Source organism: Streptomyces sp. NPDC000983 (assembly GCF_040299205.1).
Lineage (GTDB): Bacteria > Actinomycetota > Actinomycetes > Streptomycetales > Streptomycetaceae > Streptomyces.
Window position 1 is genome coordinate 191,330 of the sequence record NZ_JBEPBM010000003.1, and the last position, 17,201, is coordinate 208,530.

General features: G+C 71.4%; 15 protein-coding genes. 5 read left to right on the top strand and 10 right to left on the bottom strand.

All coding sequences use genetic code 11. From position 1 onward, the window contains the following. Positions 1 to 3: 3 nt before the first annotated feature. From ABT296_RS04910 to ABT296_RS04920, 3 genes are all read left to right on the top strand, one after another. A complete protein-coding gene (locus tag ABT296_RS04910) occupies positions 4 to 2,361 on the top strand; it encodes a ribonucleoside-diphosphate reductase subunit alpha (RefSeq protein ID WP_351923254.1) in 2,358 nt (785 codons plus the stop codon). Beyond that, a complete protein-coding gene (locus ABT296_RS04915; RefSeq protein ID WP_351923257.1) occupies positions 2,361 to 3,374 on the top strand; it encodes a ribonucleotide-diphosphate reductase subunit beta in 1,014 nt (337 codons plus the stop codon). Before ABT296_RS04910 ends, ABT296_RS04915 begins: the two co-directional genes overlap by 1 nt. Positions 3,375 to 3,588: 214 nt before the next feature. Continuing rightward, a complete protein-coding gene (locus ABT296_RS04920) occupies positions 3,589 to 4,554 on the top strand; it encodes a helix-turn-helix domain-containing protein (protein ID WP_351923259.1) in 966 nt (321 codons plus the stop codon). Between the two features lie 4 nt (positions 4,555 to 4,558). Here the strand turns inward: ABT296_RS04920 and ABT296_RS04925 are convergent, their stop codons facing one another. From ABT296_RS04925 to ABT296_RS04970, 10 genes are all read right to left on the bottom strand, one after another. Continuing rightward, positions 4,559 to 5,935: a bifunctional albaflavenone monooxygenase/terpene synthase gene (locus tag ABT296_RS04925; protein ID WP_351923261.1), complete on the bottom strand. Its 1,377-nt coding sequence runs from the start codon at positions 5,933 to 5,935 to the stop codon at positions 4,559 to 4,561. Next, positions 5,932 to 7,017: an epi-isozizaene synthase gene (gene cyc1, locus ABT296_RS04930; RefSeq protein WP_351923263.1), complete on the bottom strand. Its 1,086-nt coding sequence runs from the start codon at positions 7,015 to 7,017 to the stop codon at positions 5,932 to 5,934. Before cyc1 ends, ABT296_RS04925 begins: the two co-directional genes overlap by 4 nt. A gap of 279 nt (positions 7,018 to 7,296) precedes the next feature. Beyond that, positions 7,297 to 7,947, bottom strand: coding sequence for a peptide deformylase (gene def / locus ABT296_RS04935; RefSeq protein WP_351923265.1), 651 nt, complete (start codon positions 7,945 to 7,947; stop codon positions 7,297 to 7,299). A gap of 110 nt (positions 7,948 to 8,057) precedes the next feature. Next, the gene (locus tag ABT296_RS04940) at positions 8,058 to 9,038 is read right to left on the bottom strand and encodes a tetratricopeptide repeat protein (RefSeq protein ID WP_351923267.1); all 981 of its coding nucleotides are present in this window, start codon (positions 9,036 to 9,038) and stop codon (positions 8,058 to 8,060) included. A 156-nt stretch (positions 9,039 to 9,194) separates the two neighbouring features. Further along, on the bottom strand, positions 9,195 to 10,484 hold the full coding sequence (locus tag ABT296_RS04945) for an HD-GYP domain-containing protein (protein WP_351923269.1): 1,290 nt from the start codon (positions 10,482 to 10,484) through the stop codon (positions 9,195 to 9,197). Next, positions 10,481 to 11,773 (bottom strand): HD-GYP domain-containing protein, encoded by a 1,293-nt coding sequence (locus ABT296_RS04950; protein WP_351923271.1) that lies wholly within the window; start codon positions 11,771 to 11,773, stop codon positions 10,481 to 10,483. Before ABT296_RS04950 ends, ABT296_RS04945 begins: the two co-directional genes overlap by 4 nt. Before the next feature lie 198 nt (positions 11,774 to 11,971). Beyond that, positions 11,972 to 12,274 carry a mycothiol system anti-sigma-R factor gene (gene rsrA, locus ABT296_RS04955; protein WP_351923273.1) on the bottom strand — a complete coding sequence of 101 codons (303 nt, stop codon included), beginning with the start codon at positions 12,272 to 12,274 and terminating at the stop codon, positions 11,972 to 11,974. Next, positions 12,271 to 13,131 (bottom strand): sigma-70 family RNA polymerase sigma factor, encoded by an 861-nt coding sequence (locus tag ABT296_RS04960; protein ID WP_453165029.1) that lies wholly within the window; start codon positions 13,129 to 13,131, stop codon positions 12,271 to 12,273. The genes rsrA and ABT296_RS04960 overlap by 4 nt, the downstream gene beginning before the upstream one ends. Before the next feature lie 94 nt (positions 13,132 to 13,225). Next, positions 13,226 to 13,858, bottom strand: coding sequence for an alpha/beta hydrolase family protein (locus tag ABT296_RS04965; protein WP_351923573.1), 633 nt, complete (start codon positions 13,856 to 13,858; stop codon positions 13,226 to 13,228). Positions 13,859 to 14,021: 163 nt separating this feature from the next. Further along, positions 14,022 to 14,837 carry an SOS response-associated peptidase gene (locus ABT296_RS04970; RefSeq protein WP_351923275.1) on the bottom strand — a complete coding sequence of 272 codons (816 nt, stop codon included), beginning with the start codon at positions 14,835 to 14,837 and terminating at the stop codon, positions 14,022 to 14,024. Between the two features lie 187 nt (positions 14,838 to 15,024). On the opposite strand from ABT296_RS04970, the gene ABT296_RS04975 reads away from it, so the two are divergent. Next, positions 15,025 to 15,738 carry a M50 family metallopeptidase gene (locus ABT296_RS04975; protein WP_351923277.1) on the top strand — a complete coding sequence of 238 codons (714 nt, stop codon included), beginning with the start codon at positions 15,025 to 15,027 and terminating at the stop codon, positions 15,736 to 15,738. 122 nt (positions 15,739 to 15,860) lie between these two features. Continuing rightward, positions 15,861 to 17,201 (top strand): 3-phosphoshikimate 1-carboxyvinyltransferase, encoded by a 1,341-nt coding sequence (gene aroA / locus ABT296_RS04980; RefSeq protein WP_351923279.1) that lies wholly within the window; start codon positions 15,861 to 15,863, stop codon positions 17,199 to 17,201.

Here is a 17,201-nt window from a genome sequence, read left to right on the forward strand (position 1 = left end):
CACGTGACCATCGCGCCAGCCGATCCGGCTTCAGCCGACCTGGTTCAGACCGACGGTCCCGGTACCGCGCTGCTGCGGACCCTGACCGAGCTGACCGCCGACCTCCCCGACGCCGACCCCGGCCGGGTCGCCGCCGCGGCGCTGCGCGGCCGTTCGGCCCGGGCCGACGAGGCGGAGCTGCGCGAACTGGCCACGGAGGCCGCGGCCGGCCTCATCTCCGAGGACCCGGCGTACAGCAGGCTCGCCGCCCGGCTGCTCACCCTCTCCGTCGCCGCCGAGGCCGCCTCGCAGGGCGTCACCTCCTTCACCGGGTCCGTCGCCGTCGGGCACCGGGAGGGGCTCATCGCCGACCGGACCGCCGAGTTCGTGCGGATCCACGGCGCCCGCCTGGACGCGCTGATCGACACCGGGGCCGACGACCGCTTCGGCTACTTCGGACTGCGCACCCTGCACAGCCGGTACCTGCTGCGCCACCCCATCACCCGCCGGGTCGTGGAGACGCCCCAGCACTTCATGCTCCGGGTCGCCGCCGGTCTCGCCGAGGACGACTCCGTCCGCTCCCTCGACGAGGTCGCAGCGCTCTACCGCCTGATGAGCCGCCTGGACTACCTGCCCTCCTCCCCCACCCTGTTCAACTCCGGCACCCGGCACCCCCAGATGTCGTCCTGCTACCTGCTGGACTCCCCGCTGGACGAGCTGGACTCCATCTACGACCGCTACCACCAGGTCGCCCGCCTCTCCAAGCACGCCGGCGGCATCGGCCTCGCCTACTCCCGCATCCGTTCGCGCGGTTCGCTCATCCGCGGCACCAACGGCCACTCCAACGGCATCGTGCCGTTCCTCAAGACCCTCGACGCCTCGGTCGCCGCCGTGAACCAGGGCGGCCGGCGCAAGGGAGCGGCCGCGGTCTACCTGGAGACCTGGCACTCCGACATCGAGGAGTTCCTGGAGCTGCGGGACAACACCGGCGAGGACGCCCGCCGTACCCACAACCTGAACCTCGCGCACTGGATCCCGGACGAGTTCATGCGCCGGGTCGACGCCGACCAGGAGTGGTCGCTGTTCTCCCCCGCGGACGTGCCCGAACTGGTCGACCTGTGGGGCGAGGAGTTCGACGCCGCCTACCGCAAGGCCGAGGCCGCCGGCCTCGCCCGCCGGACCCTCCCGGCCCGCGACCTGTACGGCCGGATGATGCGGACCCTGGCGCAGACCGGCAACGGCTGGATGACCTTCAAGGACGCCGCCAACCGCACCGCCAACCAGACCGCCCTGCCGGGCCATGTCGTGCACTCCTCGAACCTCTGCACGGAGATCCTGGAGGTCACCGACGACGGCGAGACGGCGGTCTGCAACCTGGGGTCGGTCAACCTCGGCGCGTTCGTCGACCGGGCCGCCGGCGACCTGGACTGGGAGCGCCTGGACGCCACCGTCCGCACCGCGGTGACCTTCCTCGACCGGGTCGTCGACATCAACTTCTACCCGACCGAGCAGGCGGGCCGCTCCAACGCCAAGTGGCGTCCGGTGGGCCTGGGCGCGATGGGTCTGCAGGACGTCTTCTTCCAGCTGCGGCTGCCGTTCGACTCGCCCGAGGCCAGGGCGCTGTCCACCCGGATCGCCGAGCGCGTGATGCTCGCCGCCTACGAGGCCTCCGCCGACCTCGCCGAGCGCAACGGCCCGCTCCCGGCCTGGGACAGGACCCGCACCGCGCAGGGCGTGCTGCACCCCGACCACTACGACGCCGAACTCACCTGGCCCGAGCGCTGGGCGGCGCTGCGCGAGCGGGTCGCCGCGGTCGGCATGCGCAACTCCCTGCTGCTGGCCATCGCGCCCACCGCGACCATCGCCTCCATCGCCGGCGTCTACGAGTGCATCGAGCCGCAGGTGTCCAACCTGTTCAAGCGCGAGACGCTGTCGGGCGAGTTCCTCCAGGTCAACTCCTACCTGGTGCGGGACCTCAAGGACCTCGGGGTGTGGGACGCCCGCACCCGGGAGGCGCTGCGCGACTCCAACGGCTCCGTACAGGAGTTCGCGTGGATCCCCGACGAGGTGCGGCGGCTGTACCGCACGGCGTGGGAGATCCCGCAGCGCGGTCTGATCGACATGGCCGCAGCCCGGACCCCGTTCCTGGACCAGTCCCAGTCCCTGAACCTGTTCCTGGAGACGCCGACCATCGGCAAGCTCTCCTCGATGTACGCCTACGCCTGGAAGTCCGGGCTGAAGACGACGTACTACCTGCGCTCGCGCCCGGCGACGAGGATCGCCCGCGCCGCGCAGGCCACCCTGCCCGTGCAGCAGGCCGCCGACCCCGAGGCGGTCGCCTGCTCCCTTGAGAACCCCGAGTCCTGCGAGGCCTGCCAGTAATGTCCAGCCAGCACAAGAACCTGCTCGACCCCGGCTTCGAGCTGACGCTGCGCCCCATGCGCTACCCGGACTTCTACGAGCGCTACCGGGACGCGATCAAGAACACCTGGACCGTGGAGGAGGTCGACCTCCACTCGGACGTCGCCGACCTCGCGAAGCTGTCCGCCATGGAGCAGCACCTGATCGGCCGGCTGGTGGCGTTCTTCGCCACGGGTGACTCGATCGTCGCCAACAACCTGGTGCTGACGCTGTACAAGCACATCAACTCCCCCGAGGCGCGGCTGTATCTGAGCCGGCAGCTGTTCGAGGAGGCGGTGCACGTCCAGTTCTATCTGACGCTGCTGGACACCTACCTCCCCGACCCGGAGGACCGCACGGCCGCCTTCGCGGCGGTGGAGAACATCCCCTCCATCCGCGAGAAGGCCGAGTTCTGCTTCAAGTGGATCAACGAGGTCGAGAAGCTGGACCAGTTGACGTCGCGGGCCGACCGCCGCCGCTTCCTGCTCAACCTGATCTGCTTCGCCGCGTGCATCGAGGGCCTGTTCTTCTACGGCGCCTTCGCCTACGTCTACTGGTTCCGCAGCCGGGGCCTGCTGCACGGTCTGGCCACCGGCACCAACTGGGTGTTCCGCGACGAGACGATGCACATGAGCTTCGCCTTCGAGGTCGTCGACACGGTCCGCAAGGAGGAGCCGGAGCTCTTCGACGACCTGCTCCGGCAGGAGGTCACCGACATGATGCGGGAGGCGGTCGAGGCCGAGCTGCAGTTCGCGCGCGACCTGTGCGGCGACGGACTGCCCGGCATGAACACCGAGTCGATGCGGCAGTACCTGGAGTGCGTCGCCGACCAGCGTCTGACGCGGCTCGGCTTCGCCCCCGTCTACGGCTCGGAGAACCCGTTCTCCTTCATGGAGTTGCAGGGGGTTCAGGAGCTGACCAACTTCTTCGAGCGGCGGCCCTCGGCGTACCAGGTCGCGGTCGAGGGGACCGTCGACCTGGACGAGGACTTCTGAGCGGGGCGGGCCGCCCGTAGCTGACGGTCGATCCGGCGTTCGTGGACCAGGCCCACGAGCGCCGGCGCGGCCAGCAGGGAGAAGAGAACGACTGCGGCGATGAATCCGATGATTGCGTCCATGAGGTAATCGTCGTCCTCTGCGGACACTCCTGACAGTGGCAGGACTGCCGCACAGCATCGAATTACTGCCAGCATCATGGCAGACTGGCCCCATGCTGAAGAACGTGGCCGCCGTCCTCCTCGACGGTGTGCACCCCTTCGAACTCGGCGTCGTCTGCGAGATCTTCGGACTCGACCGCAGCGACCAGGGCCTGCCCACGTACGACTTCGCGGTCGTCTCGGCGGAGGGCCCCGAACTGAACACGCATGTCGCCGGGTTCACGGTCTCCACCCCGCACGGGCTGGAGCGGCTGGAGGAGGCCGACCTGATCGCCCTGCCGGCCGGCAGCGACTACATGGGCCGGGAGTACCCGCCCGAGCTGCTCGACTCGCTGGTCCGGGCCGTCGCCCGCGGGGCCCGGGTGCTCAGCGTCTGCTCCGGCGTGTTCGTGCTCGGCGCGGCCGGACTGCTGGACGGCCGCCGCTGCGCGGCGCACTGGCGCCAGGCGGACGAACTCGCCCGGCGCTACCCCCGCGCGGCCGTCGAACCCGACGTGCTGTACGTCGACGCGGACCCGGTGATCACTTCGGCCGGCACCGCCGCCGGGATCGACGCCTGCCTGCACCTCGTGCGCAAGGAGCAGGGCGTGGAGGTCGCCAACGCCATCGCCCGGCGCATGGTCGTCCCCCCGCACCGGGACGGCGGCCAGGCGCAGTACGTCGACCGCCCGCTGCCCCGCTCCCAGTGCGACACGGTCGGAGACGTCCTGAACTGGATGGAACGGCATCTCGACGAGGAGGTCACCGTCGAGCAGCTCGCCGAGCTGGCGCACATGTCACCGCGCACCTTCGCCCGCCGCTTCCAGCAGGAGACCGGCACCACCCCCTACCGCTGGATCCTGCGCCAACGGGTGCTGCTGGCCCAGCAGTTGCTGGAGACGACGGACGAGACGGTGGACACGGTCGCGGGCCGTACCGGATTCGGCACCGCGGCCGCGCTGCGCCATCAGTTCATGCGGGCGCTGGGCACCACCCCGAACGCCTACCGGCGCACGTTCCGGGGCCCCGAGGCGGCCTGAGCCGTCACCGGGGTACCGCCCTGAGCCTCAGGTCGTTCGGCCGGAGCGTGATCCCGACCCGGGTGGAGGCATCGGATCCGGACACCTGCTCGAAGCGGTACTTCGACGCCAGCGCCGCCGTGACGATCGTCAGCTGCGCCATGGAGAAGTGGTCGCTCGGGCACTTCCGGTTGCCCACACTGAAGGGGGTCATGGCGTATTTCGGTACATCCTTCGCGCGTTCCGGAAGCCACCGGTCGGGGTCGAACCGAAGGTTGTCCGCGTACGACTCCGGGTCCCGCTGGATCGCGTACGGGCTGTACACGATGTCGGCGTCCGCCGGAATGCGATACCCGCCCAGCTCCGTGTCGGTGAGCGCCCGGCGCGTCAATATCCAGACGGCGGGACGCAAACGCAGGGCCTCGATCACGACATTGTTCGTGTGCCGCAGCTTACGGACGTCCTCGAATGCGACGGGACGTCCGCCGGTGACGGATTCGGCCTCCGCCGCCACCCGGTCGGCGTGCTCCGGGTGTTCCGAGAGCACTTGGAGCAGCGACATGATCGTGGACGCGACGGTTTCGCTTCCCGGGGTGAGTATCGCGACGACCTGGTCGTGGATCTCCTGTTCCCCGATGGGCTCCCCATTGTCGTCCTTCGCCTCCAGCAATGCCGTCAGCAAATCGTCCGGCTTTTGACCAGATGCCCGTCGTTCGGCGACGATCTCATCGACCAGCAGATGCAAATCGGCCAGCGCCCGGTTGAATTTGAGGTTGGCCGGGAGGGGCAGCCGGTAGAGCGGCCCGGCGGGTATCACCATGCGCCGGTACATACCGCGGAACACGGTCGCGAGCGCCACACACAGCCGCTCGGCTCGCTCGTCCATGTACTGCCCGCGCAGCAGACAGCGCGCCGCGATCCGGACGGCCACCCGGAACGACTCCGAGGTGCAGTCGACGGTCCCGCCGGCCCGCCAGCGCTCGGTGAGCGCGTGCGCCTCCTCCTCGATGATCGGGCCGTACGCGGGGATGGCGTCGAGCCGGAACGCCGGCTGGATGGTCCGCCGCTGACGCCGGTGCCGGGGGCCGTTCGCGGTGGCCACGCCCTCCTTGCCGAGCAGGCCTTCGAGGGACTCCCAGAGCGGCCCGCCGATCTTGAAGTCGGGGCTCAGCGCCAGGGCGCCGGTCAGCTCCGGAGTGGTGACCGCGTACAGGGTCTTGGGGCCCAGCTTCAGCCGGACGACGTCGCCGTGCTCGCGCAGCCCCGCCATGTAGGCGAGGGGGTCCCGCGCCAGCCGCCAGCCGTGCCCGAGCAGGGGCAGGCCGCCGCCGACGAGCGGTGGTTCCCGCAGCTCGGATTCCGCATATATCTGCGTTTCGGGCTTCACAGACTCGACGGTCATTTCTCACCTGCCGCTTCGTTGTCGACGTATGGGGGTGTGGACCGGTCGTCCCAACTGTCGACCATGTATCGGCCGGACTCGTGGTGGAACCAGTAGACGGTGCTGAACCAGTTCCGCATATTGCCGACACAGGCCCGCACCGCGGCACTCAGTTCTTTTCCGCGCAGGGTGCCGTCGGCGAGTTCGTCGGCGAATCGGAGAGCGGCCCGCTCGGCGACCAGGAATTCGGATATGCATTCCTCGACGCGCCGCCTGACTTCCGCCACCGATTCCTCGAGCGTCAGCCCGTGATGCTTGATGAGACTGATTCCGAGATTGTGCACCTCGTCACCCGCTATTTCCTTGGGCAGCGAGCAGAGATCGTTGTACCAGGCGGCGAATTCCTGGCTCAGCAGTGCCGCCCGCCGATACGCGGGGTGTTTCCGCACGGAGTCCGGGAGTTCACGCCCGGCGCTCGCCTCCAGCAGATCCGTCCAGATCCAGTGGGCGAAGGTGAGGCGGCGCAGTGCGAGATACTCCTCGACGGTGGGGATGATTCCGTCCGTGCGGTTGTGGAATTCCCGGTCGTACGCCTCGATCACCGCGTGGAAGTGCCGGGCGAAGCGGGCGTTCCAGGTCGCCGGCAGGAACGAGTACAGCCGGGCCACACTGTCCGCGAACGCGGCGACCAGCGGATCCTCGTGGTGCAGATGCTCCTGGGGCGCGTCCAGTGCGCGATGCAACCGGAACCTCAGCCGCCGCCAGGCGGCCGGGCGGCGGTGCACGATGTCCCGGTCGTGGCGGTCGTCCCAGACGAAGAACCACGCGCTGTAGTCCGCAATCGCCTGGAGGACACCCTCGGGGGCGCCCAGGTAGTACCCCGCCATGAGGTCGGTGTAGCAAAGGCCGTCGGCATATTCCTCCACCTTGTCCGCCGGCATGAGCCGTTTTTCCAGCAGCCAGGCGCGGGTCTTCTCCTGAAGCCTGGGCCAATACGGATGGAGTTGCCTGGTAAACCGCGCCTCGATCACCGGGAGTGAGAGCGATGGTGGGACCGCGACCGCCGTCGGCGTCGATGTGGTGCTGTGTGAGAAAGCGTGCACGAACAAACCCCTCTCAGCCGCCAGTTGCGCACGCCCTCCCGCCGAGCCGGGCGTGCGCCGTTGCGTATCCCCGCACTTCCCATTCAGCACTACAACTGACCGATCTGGGAACGGATTTGCTTCATTCACTACCCCACGATGCCGCGAATCTCCCCTTGTGTGACTGAATATGGATGAGGAGAACCACACACGGGATCGAACGTGCAACGCACGGACGAACGGCGCCTGTTCCGCGAGGGGTTGCCGAACAGACGCCGTACGAGGGGGACTTGTGGGGTGTCAGTCGTTCGCGACGACCGGGTAGCGGGGCTCGTTCTCGGCCATCTGCCGCAACGCGTCCTTGCGCTCCCGCTTGGAGAGCCGGTCGATGTACAGGTACCCGTACAGGTGATCGGTCTCGTGCTGCAAACAGCGCGCGAAGTAGCCGGTGCCACGCACCTTGACCGGGTTGCCCTTCTCGTCCTGGCCGGTGACCTCGGCGTAGTCGGGCCGGGCCAGCGGCGCGTACGCGGTCGGCACCGACAGGCACCCCTCGTTGCTGTCGTCCAGGCTGCGCCGCTCGGCGGGCAGGTCGACGAGCCTGGGGTTGCAGATGACGCCGACGTGCCGCTCGCCCTGGTCGTCCTGGCAGTCGTAGACGAAGACCTTCAGGTCGACGCCGATCTGGTTGGCGGCCAGGCCCACGCCCTCGGCGGTGCGCTGCGAGGCGAACATGTCCGCGACCAGCTGGTCCAGTTCGGGCCCGAACTCGGTGACGTCCCTGCACTCCTTGTGGAGGACCGGGTTCCCGACGACGGTGATGGGCCGCGAGGTACCCCGCTCGCGCCAGGCGTTCTCGCGCTCCTCGGTCTCCTCGGTGTCGACGACGAAGCCCTCGTCGTCCACGGGGAGCACGCCCGCGTGCTGCTGATCGGTGTCCTGCTGCGCCATGCCGACGTATGCCTTCCTGAAAACCTGGGGTTGCTGCTGATACAGACTACGGTGACGTCCGCGTCAGCGGCGCGGGGAACCGGTCGATGCGACCGGGACGGGCCCGGAGGTCAGCACACCTCTTCGAGATCCCGCCAGTCGCGCGAGTCCGGGCTGTCGGCGACCCACCCGTCGAGCAGCCCCCGCACCAGGGAGGCCGGCGCGGCCACCCCGCACTCGCGCTCCGGCACCCACAGCTGCCCGTCCGTCCGGTGGCCGAGCGGCCCCGGGTGTCCCGGCTCGCTGTGGTCGTGCGGATCGAGGTGCTCGCCGTCCCCCTCGTCCGAGGGCATCCGGGACTCGGAACAGGTCCGGCACAGCAGCCGCACCGAGGACGACCAGTCCTCGGCGGCGTACCCGGCGTCCGCGGCGAGCTGTTCCAGCGCGTCCCGGTCGGCCTCGGTCGCCGCCTCCAGCAGCACCACCCAGGTCGGCACCGGCGAGGGCGCCCACAGCTCGATCTCGTCGAAGACCGGGTAGGCGTGGCCGGCCGCGGTGGTCCGCTCGCCGTGCGGCACCCCGTCGTGCAGGACGACCTCGCCCCAGCGCCGTCCGGAGGAGGGCAGCGGGATCGACAGCACCTCGATGCGCGCGGGGTCCAGCCGCCGCCCCCACACCACCTCGGCCTCCCCCTCCGGGGAGAGCCGTACGGCGGCGCTGCCGAGCTCCATGCCGGTGGGCTCACCGGAGTCGGTGGCTCCGCCCGGCACCCGCAGCCCGTATGCCTGCCAGGCCCGCCGGGCCAGCGGCCAGTCCTGAAGGGCGGTGGCCGCGATGCCGACGTTCCACCAGTCGGGGGCGCCGGTCTCCCGGTCGAGGAGTGCCACGGCCCGCAGTCCGGCGGCCCGGGCCTGCTCCCAGTCGTGCCGGAACTTGTGCAGCAGGGCGAGGTTGAACCAGGACTCGGAGAGCCAGGGCTCCAGATCGGCCGCGCGTGTGAGCAGCGCGCCCGCGTCTTCGTACCGACCGTCGCCGATCAGCGTGAACGCGCGATCGGTGGCCTGCCGCCAGGAGGCGGAGGGCCGGTGCCGTCCCTTGCCGAAGATCCTCACGATTCCCGCCTGCCAGTTCCGTGGAGTGGGCCGGCTGTGCCCCCGGACAGCCTCTCGGAGACCCTCTCCCTTCGCATCCAACCACGTACCGCTGGAGAGGCGCTCATTACCCATGGGTTACCCCGCCTGCCCCAAGGTCAGACCGCCCGCGGCCGGTCACCCGGCACCACCCTGCCCCACGCCGCCCCGCAGCCGCGCGCCCGGGGTCGCCCCGGTCCCGGCGCCGCTGATCCTGAGCACCCGGGCGAGTGCCTCGACGACCTCCGGGTCATGCTCGTCGGCGGTCGCCAGCCGCAGTTCCTCCAGCGCCTTCAGCGGCCCGTCCGCGCCCGCGCCGTACGCCTTCTCCTCGTAGGCGTTGACGGTCCGGACGATCCGTGCGGCCGCCGGCTGCTCGCGGCACGGGTCGGCCTGCCGCTCGACGACCACGGCGACCGAGGCGTCCACCCCGGTCTGGCGGACGACGGCGCCGCCCAGCAGGGCGATCCGGCGCTGTTCGGCGGCGGGCAGCGGGGCGGTGGCGCCGGCCGGGACGGGGTCGACGAGGCTGAGCTGTCCGATGTCGTGCATGAGGGCGGCGTACTCCAGCACGGTGAGTTCGGCCCCGGACAGGCCCAGGTCCCGGCCGACGGCGACGCTGAGCGCGGCGACCCGGCGGGCGTGACCGGCCGGGGTGTACCCGGCGACCTCGGTGGCGCGGGCCAGGGAGGCGATGGTCTGCCGGTAGGTGGCGCGGACGGCGGCGTAGCGGCGGAAGGCGAGCTGGGTCAGCAGGAGCGGAACGCAGAAGACGGGCAGGGCCCACAGTCCGGCCACGGCCACCGCCAGCGCCATCACCGCCCCGGTCGCGCCGACGGCCGAGCCGATGCCGAGCAGGCCCCGCAGTTCGTCGCGGAGGAGCGGGCCGAACGGCCAGCCGGTCCGGGAGCGGGCGAGGGCGGCGGCGAGCACGGCGTCGCACAGGGCGGTCAGCGCGAGCAGCGCCGCCAGCAGCAGCGCGTAGGCGGCGCCGCTCCACTGCTCGAACAGGCCCCGGTTGTAGAGCGGTTGGAAGCAGACGGCGGCGAATCCGACGGTGAGCAGGCGCCGGGCCAGTTGCCCGGGGTCGGGGCCGCGGCCGCGGGCGATGTGCGGGACGCAGCCGAGGAGGATCGCGGTGAGCACGATGGTGACGGCCTGGGCCATGCCGTGGTGGGTGGGCGTGCCCGCGTCCTCGCCGAGCAGGGCGTACGCGAGGGCCCCGGCGGCCGCGAGCGGGGCCGGCTCACGGACCTGGGGTCCGGTCCACCGGGTGAGTTCGCCGACGGTGATCAGCAGCCCGAACGCGAGGGCGACGGGACGTTCCTCCAGTCCGTTCCAAAGGGTGCCGAGGAGACAGCCGACGGCGAGCAGGGCGGCCGAGGTGTGGACGCTGACGAGGATCCGGGCGGGCCGCGCCGGGCTCATCGCCGGGCCCCCGGCCGGTCGGCGGCCGGCGCCCCGGGCGGCGGAACGCGCCCCTCTCCCGCGGTGACCTCCGGACACCAGCCGGACCTGCCGATCACCCGCGCCAGCGCGGTCACCATCCGCGGATCGAACTGCGTCCCGGCACAGCGCCGGAGTTCGGCCAGGGCGGCGTCGACCGGCCGGGCCCGCCGGTAGGAGCGGGTGGACGTCATCGCGTCGAAGGCGTCGGCGACCGCGACGACCCGGGCCGGTTCGGGGATCTGCCCGCCGACGAGCCCGTACGGGTATCCGCTCCCGTCCAGCCGCTCATGGTGATGGAGTACGGCGGCCCTGGCCTCGCCGAGGAAGGAGATGCCGCGCACCATCTCGTGCCCGTACTCCGGGTGGAGTTCGATGACGCGTCGTTCCTCGGGGGTGAGGGGGCCGTCCTTGCGCAGCAGCCGGGTGGGCACCCCGAGCTTGCCGACGTCGTGCAGGATCCCGGCGAACCGCAGCAGTTCCACGCGTTCGGCGTCCATGCCCAGTTCCCGGGCGATCATCATCGAGGCCTGTCCGACGCGCTCGCTGTGCCCGCGGGTGTAGCCGTCCTTGATGTCGACGGCCTGCACCAGGGCCCGGATGGTCGCCCGGTGGGCCGCCCGCTCGCGGTGGTACTGCGCGAACACCCACCAGGAGACGCCCATGGGCAGCAGCACGAAGAGCGCGGCGACCGGTCCGTAGGGGCTGCGCCAGAGCACGGCCATCATCAGTCCGGCCAGGCCGTGCACGGCGACCGGGGCGAGCGAGCGCAGGAACAGCCCCCGCCAGGCCCGGCGGACCGGCACCCGCTCGGCGAGCGCGAGGATGCCTCCGTCGAGCAGGGTCAGCGCCAGGCAGAACGCCAGGACCGCGGCCCCGGCGGGCAGCAGGGCGTAGGGGGAGTCGGAGGCGGCGACCGCGTCCCGCCCGCCGAGCGCCCCGTGCACCCGGGCGGCGGCCCAGACGGCGAGCGCCAGTTGCGCGGCCCGCCAGATCCGCCGGACGGGCTCGCCCCGGGAGAGCAGTGCCCCCGGGATCGCCACCAGGGCGGCGGCGGGCGGGGGCAGCAGGAAGGCGCCGGCGAGGAGCACCGGGTAGAAGGTGCCGGCGAAGCGGCGGCGGGCGATCTGCTCGCAGCCGGCGTACAGCGCGGCCAGGAGGGCGAGGGCCCACCAGGGGGTGCGCGGGGCCGGCAGCGGCAGCAGACAGAGCAGGGCGCCGAGGGCGGCGCAGGCCACGTACACGCGCGCCCGCGCGGGAATCCCCTCCATGTGCCCCTCCCCTGACCATGCCTGTCCAGGTCGGGAGCCTAGGACGGCCAGGGGGAGGGTGCGGGCGTATCACCCGCTGATTAGCACGTTCGAGTGACGACTGCGCGTTCCCGGGGCGGGAGTTCAGGACTCCTGGTGGAGTTGCAGGACTCCCGCTGGACTTGCAGCACTCCGGAGTCGCAGCACCCCCGCTGGAGTTCAGGACTCCTGGGCCGTCGCGGTCACGTCGTGGTCGGGGACCGCCTGCCCGGAGCGGATCAGGTCGAGCCGTCCCATGACCTTGGAACGCAGGTCGGAGGGCACGTCGTCGTGCCCGCAGCAGCGCTTGACCAGCTTCTTCACGGCCTCTTCGAGCCCGTACTTCTCCAGGCACGGCGAGCACTCGCTGAAGTGCTGCTTGAACTTGTCGCGATCGACGTCCGGCATCTCACTGTCGAGGAACTCGTAGAGATGGTCGAGTACCTCACTGCAGTCCGTCTCGTGCGGCTCTCCGCAGCTCATGAGCCCGAGCCTTTCGCTTCGTTCGACTCTCCGGCGCCCGCCGGGACCAGCCCGCGCTCACGGGCGTAGTCCTCCAGCATGCCGCGCAGTTGACGGCGGCCCCGGTGCAGCCGGGACATCACCGTACCGATGGGTGTCCCCATGATGTCCGCGATCTCCTTGTACGCAAAGCCCTCGACGTCCGCGAGATAGACGGCGATGCGGAATTCCTCGGGGATCGCCTGGAGGGCTTCCTTCACGTCCGAGTCGGGCAGGTGGTCGAGCGCCTGCGACTCCGCGGAGCGCAGACCGGTCGACATGTGCGACTCGGCGCGGGCGAGCTGCCAGTCCTCGATCTCCTCGGCCGCGGAGCGCTGGGGTTCACGCTGCTTCTTGCGGTACGAGTTGATGAAGGTGTTGGTGAGGATGCGGTACAGCCAGGCCTTGAGGTTGGTGCCCTCGCGGAACTGGTGGAAGGACGCGTACGCCTTGGCGTACGTCTCCTGCACCAGGTCCTCGGCGTCGGCCGGGTTGCGCGTCATGCGCAGGGCCGCCGAGTACATCTGGTCGAGGAATTCCAGCGCGTCCCGCTCGAAGCGCGCGCTGCGTTCGGCGGTGGTCTCCGCCGGCGTGTCCCCGCTCGCGCCCTGGCCCTCGGGCCGCTCCGCCTGGCCGTTGTCGGTCCCTGCGTCGGTACCGGTGACCGGACCCACCTCCTCAGAATTCCGGGCAGCACCGAAGCCGGTGTCGCCAGAATCGGAGGATAGACGAACCTCCGGCCCGGCCGCCGCTCGAATAGGAGCGGTCTTGCCCGCGTGCAGCACCGTCCAGTCCAGGTCGGCACGGCTGCTGCGGCTCGGGCAGATGGTCGAACCCATGCGGCGGACTTCCTCTCCTCGGACGAACAGGTGCTGGTCGTTCAGCACTTCTGTCCGCCACAACAGAGACCGGGGCCGCAACATTCCCCAACCTTTACCCGCGCGCGGCGGTCCACCGCACGACCGCGTCGGTCACGAGGGCCACGGCCTGCTCCTGGGTGACACCGGCCCGCTTGGGCACGGCGAGGCCGTGGTCGCCGAAGGGCACCTCGACCATCTCGTACGGCCCCTCGGGGAACTCCGCGGGGCGGCCGAACGGGTCGTTGCCGCCCTGTACGACGAGGGTGGGCACCCCGGCGCCGAGCAGTTCCGCGGCGCGGGACCGCTCGGGCCGGCCGGGCGGGTGGAGCGGGAAGCTCAGGGCGAGGACGGCGTGCGCGCCGAGTTCGGTGGCGGTGCGGCAGGCCACCCGGGCGCCCGCGCTGCGGCCGCCGGAGATCACCGGCAGGCCTGGGGCGGCGAGGGCCGGCCACAGGCCGCGCCAGCCGGTGTCCAGGGTCTTCGGCGCCGGGGCGACCTTCTTGCCGGCGACCCGCCAGGGCTGCTCCACGAGGGCGACGGTGACGCCGTGGCCCGGCAGGACCTGAGCGAGCGCCCTGAGATCGCGCGCCTCGATGCCGCCGCCGGCGCCGTGGCTCACCGCGAGCACGAGCCGGGCCTTCTTCCGCGCCGGATGCCAGGTGATCCGGGCGTCTCCCGCGTCGGTGGCGACGGTCTCGGTCGTCACGGCGGGCGTGCCGGTCCGGGCGGCCGGGTTCTTCGCAGCGGCCGGGTTCTCGGCAGCGGCCTGATCGGTCACAGCGGCCTGGTTCTTCGCAGCGGCCTGATGCTGCGCAGCGGCCTGATGCTGCGCAGCGGCCTCGTTCGTCACAGCAGCCTCGTTCGTCACATCAGAAGAGTGTGCCCTCCTCGGGCCCCTCCAGCTCCTTCAGCAAGTCCGGCCCGTTGTTGCGGACGTTGCTGACCGCGGTGGCGACGGGGTACGCGCGCATCAGCCCGGCGGGCGGCGCGGCGAGCAGCTCGCGCAGTCCGTCGGGGTCGGTGCGGGCGGGGTCGAGCCAGGCGTCCCAGCGGTCCGGGGTGAGCATCAGCGGCATCCGGGGGTGGATCTCGGCGAGCGTGTGCGGCCCGTCCGCGGGGGCCACGGCGAGCGGGGTGGTCTCCGCCTCGGTCGTGATCACGGAGCAGGTCACCCACCAGGCCAGCGGATGGTCGTCGGGCAGGGTCCGGTCCCGCCAGAACTCGTAGAGCCCGGCCATCGCGAAGACCGAGCCGTCGGCGGGGAGCACGAAGTACGGCTGCTTGCGCGGGCGCTTCTTCTTCCCCTCGACCTCCAGGTCCCGCTCCTGCGTGCCGGTGACCCACTCGTAGTAGCCGTCGGCGGGGATGATGCAGCGGCGGGAGGTGAAGGCGCGGCGGTAGGACGGCTTCTCGTGGACCGTCTCGGCACGCGCGTTGATCATGCGGGCGCCGCCCTCGGGGGTCTTGGACCAGGACGGGACGAGTCCCCACTTGAGCCTGCGCAGCTGGCGGACCGGCCGCTTGTCGCCGGTGTCCTTGAGCGGGCGGTCGAGGACGGCGTAGACCTCCTTGGTGGGCGCGACGTTGTAGTCGGGCTCCAGGGTCTCCTCCGGCTCCCACTTCTCGATCTCGAAGATCCCGGCCAGGTCCTCGGGCCTACGACTCGACGCGTACCGTCCGCACATCTTCACCACCTTACATTTCACCCGTACGGCTCATGCGGGGACGCGAAAAGCCGCTCTCGGCCCGAACTCACCGCCGCATCCGGGGTGTCCGGGGACGTTCCCGGCGTCCTGGCCGTTGACATGCCGTCCACACATCCAACCGTGTCACACTGCCGAGTCCGTACGAGGAGAGGGAACGACCGGACCGATGGACACCAGCACTGCGACCTCTCTCTGGGACGAACTGGCCGGCACCCAGTCCACGCCGGACCTGTGGGTGGTGATCGCGACCCTGGTCGCCGCGCTGGCGGTGGTCGTCCCGCCCGGTGTGTGGCGGGTCTCCCGCAACGCGATCACCATCGCCCACGAGGGCGGTCACGGCCTGGTCGCACTGCTCACCGGCCGCACGCTGACCGGGATACGGCTGCACTCCGACACCAGCGGGCTCACGGTGAGCCGGGGGAAGCCGCACGGAATCGGCATGATCCTCACGGCGGCGGCGGGCTACACCGCTCCCCCGCTGCTGGGGCTCGGCGGCGCGGCCCTGCTCGGCGCGGACCGCATCACCCTGCTGCTGTGGCTGGCCACCGCGCTGCTGCTGGCCGTGCTGGTGATGATCCGGAACGCCTACGGCGCGCTGACGGTCGTGCTGACCGGCGGCACGTTCGTGCTGGTGTCGTGGCTCGCGGGGCCCCAGGTGCAGGCCGCGTTCGCCTACGCGGTGGTGTGGTTCCTGCTGCTGGGCGGGGTGCGTCCGGCCTTCGAGCTGCAGGCGAAGCGGCGCCGCGGCGGCGCCGGGGACTCGGACGCGGACCAGTTGTCGCGGCTGACGCATGTGCCGGCGGGCCTGTGGCTCTTCCTGTTCCACGCGGTGTCGCTGTGTTCCCTGATAGGCGGCGGGCGGTGGCTGCTGGAGCGGTGAGCGCTCCGGCGGAAGGGTGTCGTGAGGGGCGCGGGGCGGTGGCGGCGGGTGACTCCGCGCGCGGGCCGGACCAGCCACAACGGCGCGGCGCCCGGGCAACCGCCTCCTTATAGAGTGGAGCCATGGCCCCGAACCACGCACCGAACGCCCTCTGGCCCGCCCCTCACGCCCGCGGTGCCGTCGAAGCGACCGTCCACGTGCCCGGGTCCAAGTCGGTCACGAACCGCGCCCTCGTGCTGGCGGCCCTCGCCAGCGAGCCCGGCTGGCTGCGCCGCCCGCTCCGTTCCCGCGACACCCTGCTGATGGCGGGCGCCCTGCGCGCCATGGGCGTCGAGATCGAGGAGACGGTGTCGTCCAGCTCCGCCGTCGTGGGCGGCCCGGACCACTCCGGCGAGGCCTGGCGGGTCCTGCCCACGGGGCTGCGCGGCCCCGCCACGGTCGACGTCGGCAACGCCGGCACGGTGATGCGCTTCCTGCCGCCGGTCGCCGCGCTGGCCGACGGTCCGATCCGGTTCGACGGCGACCCCCGGTCGTACGAGCGGCCGCTGCACGGGGTGATCGACGCGCTGCGCGTCCTCGGTGCCCGGATCGACGACGACGGGCGGGGCGCGCTGCCGCTGACCGTGCACGGCGGGGGCGCCCTGGACGGCGGCCCGGTCGAGATCGACGCCTCCTCCTCCTCGCAGTTCGTCTCGGCGCTGCTGCTGTCCGGGCCGCGCTTCAACCAGGGTGTCGAGGTCCGGCACACCGGCTCCCGGCTGCCGTCGATGCCGCACATCCGGATGACGGTGGACATGCTGCGCGCGGTCGGCGCCCAGGTGGACACCCCCGAGTCGGGGGGCGAGCCGAACGTCTGGCGGGTCAAGCCGGGTGCGCTGCTCGGCCGTGACCTGACGATCGAGCCGGACCTGTCCAACGCGCAGCCGTTCCTGGCGGCCGCGCTGGTCACCGGCGGCAAGGTGCTGATCCCCGACTGGCCGTCGCGCACCACGCAGCCCGGCGACCGGCTGCGCGAGATCTTCACCGAGATGGGCGGCTCCTGCGAACTGACCGAGTACGGCCTTGAGTTCACCGGCTCGGGCGCCGTCCACGGCATCGACGTGGACCTGGGCGACGTCGGCGAGCTGACCCCCGGCATCGCGGCGGTCGCCGCGCTCGCGGACTCCCCGTCCACCCTGCGCGGGGTGGCGCATCTGCGGCTGCACGAGACGGACCGGCTGGCCGCGCTCACCAAGGAGATCAACGAGTTGGGCGGCGATGTCTCCGAGACCGCCGACGGCCTGCACATCCGCCCGCGCCGCCTGCACGGCGGCATCTTCCACACCTACGAGGACCACCGTATGGCCACCGCCGGAGCGATCATCGGCCTCGCCGTCGAGGGCGTGCAGATCGAGAACGTCGCGACGACGGCGAAGACCCTGCCGGACTTCCCCGAATTGTGGACCGGGATGCTCGGGAACTGA

Excerpts from the sequence above, each read along its gene's own strand:
- ABT296_RS04975 (WP_351923277.1), top strand. The coding sequence starts at position 15,025 with ATGGACACCAGCACTGCGACCTCTCTCTGGGACGAACTGGCCGGCACC.
- ABT296_RS04950 (WP_351923271.1), bottom strand. The coding sequence starts at position 11,773 with ATGGAGGGGATTCCCGCGCGGGCGCGCGTGTACGTGGCCTGCGCCGCC.
- ABT296_RS04925 (WP_351923261.1), bottom strand. The coding sequence starts at position 5,935 with ATGACCGTCGAGTCTGTGAAGCCCGAAACGCAGATATATGCGGAATCC.
- def (WP_351923265.1), bottom strand. The coding sequence starts at position 7,947 with ATGGCGCAGCAGGACACCGATCAGCAGCACGCGGGCGTGCTCCCCGTG.
- ABT296_RS04945 (WP_351923269.1), bottom strand. The coding sequence starts at position 10,484 with ATGAGCCCGGCGCGGCCCGCCCGGATCCTCGTCAGCGTCCACACCTCG.
- ABT296_RS04970 (WP_351923275.1), bottom strand. The coding sequence starts at position 14,837 with ATGTGCGGACGGTACGCGTCGAGTCGTAGGCCCGAGGACCTGGCCGGG.
- ABT296_RS04915 (WP_351923257.1), top strand. The coding sequence starts at position 2,361 with ATGTCCAGCCAGCACAAGAACCTGCTCGACCCCGGCTTCGAGCTGACG.
- aroA (WP_351923279.1), top strand. The coding sequence starts at position 15,861 with ATGGCCCCGAACCACGCACCGAACGCCCTCTGGCCCGCCCCTCACGCC.
- ABT296_RS04920 (WP_351923259.1), top strand. The coding sequence starts at position 3,589 with ATGCTGAAGAACGTGGCCGCCGTCCTCCTCGACGGTGTGCACCCCTTC.
- rsrA (WP_351923273.1), bottom strand. The coding sequence starts at position 12,274 with ATGAGCTGCGGAGAGCCGCACGAGACGGACTGCAGTGAGGTACTCGAC.
- ABT296_RS04960 (WP_453165029.1), bottom strand. The coding sequence starts at position 13,131 with ATGGGTTCGACCATCTGCCCGAGCCGCAGCAGCCGTGCCGACCTGGAC.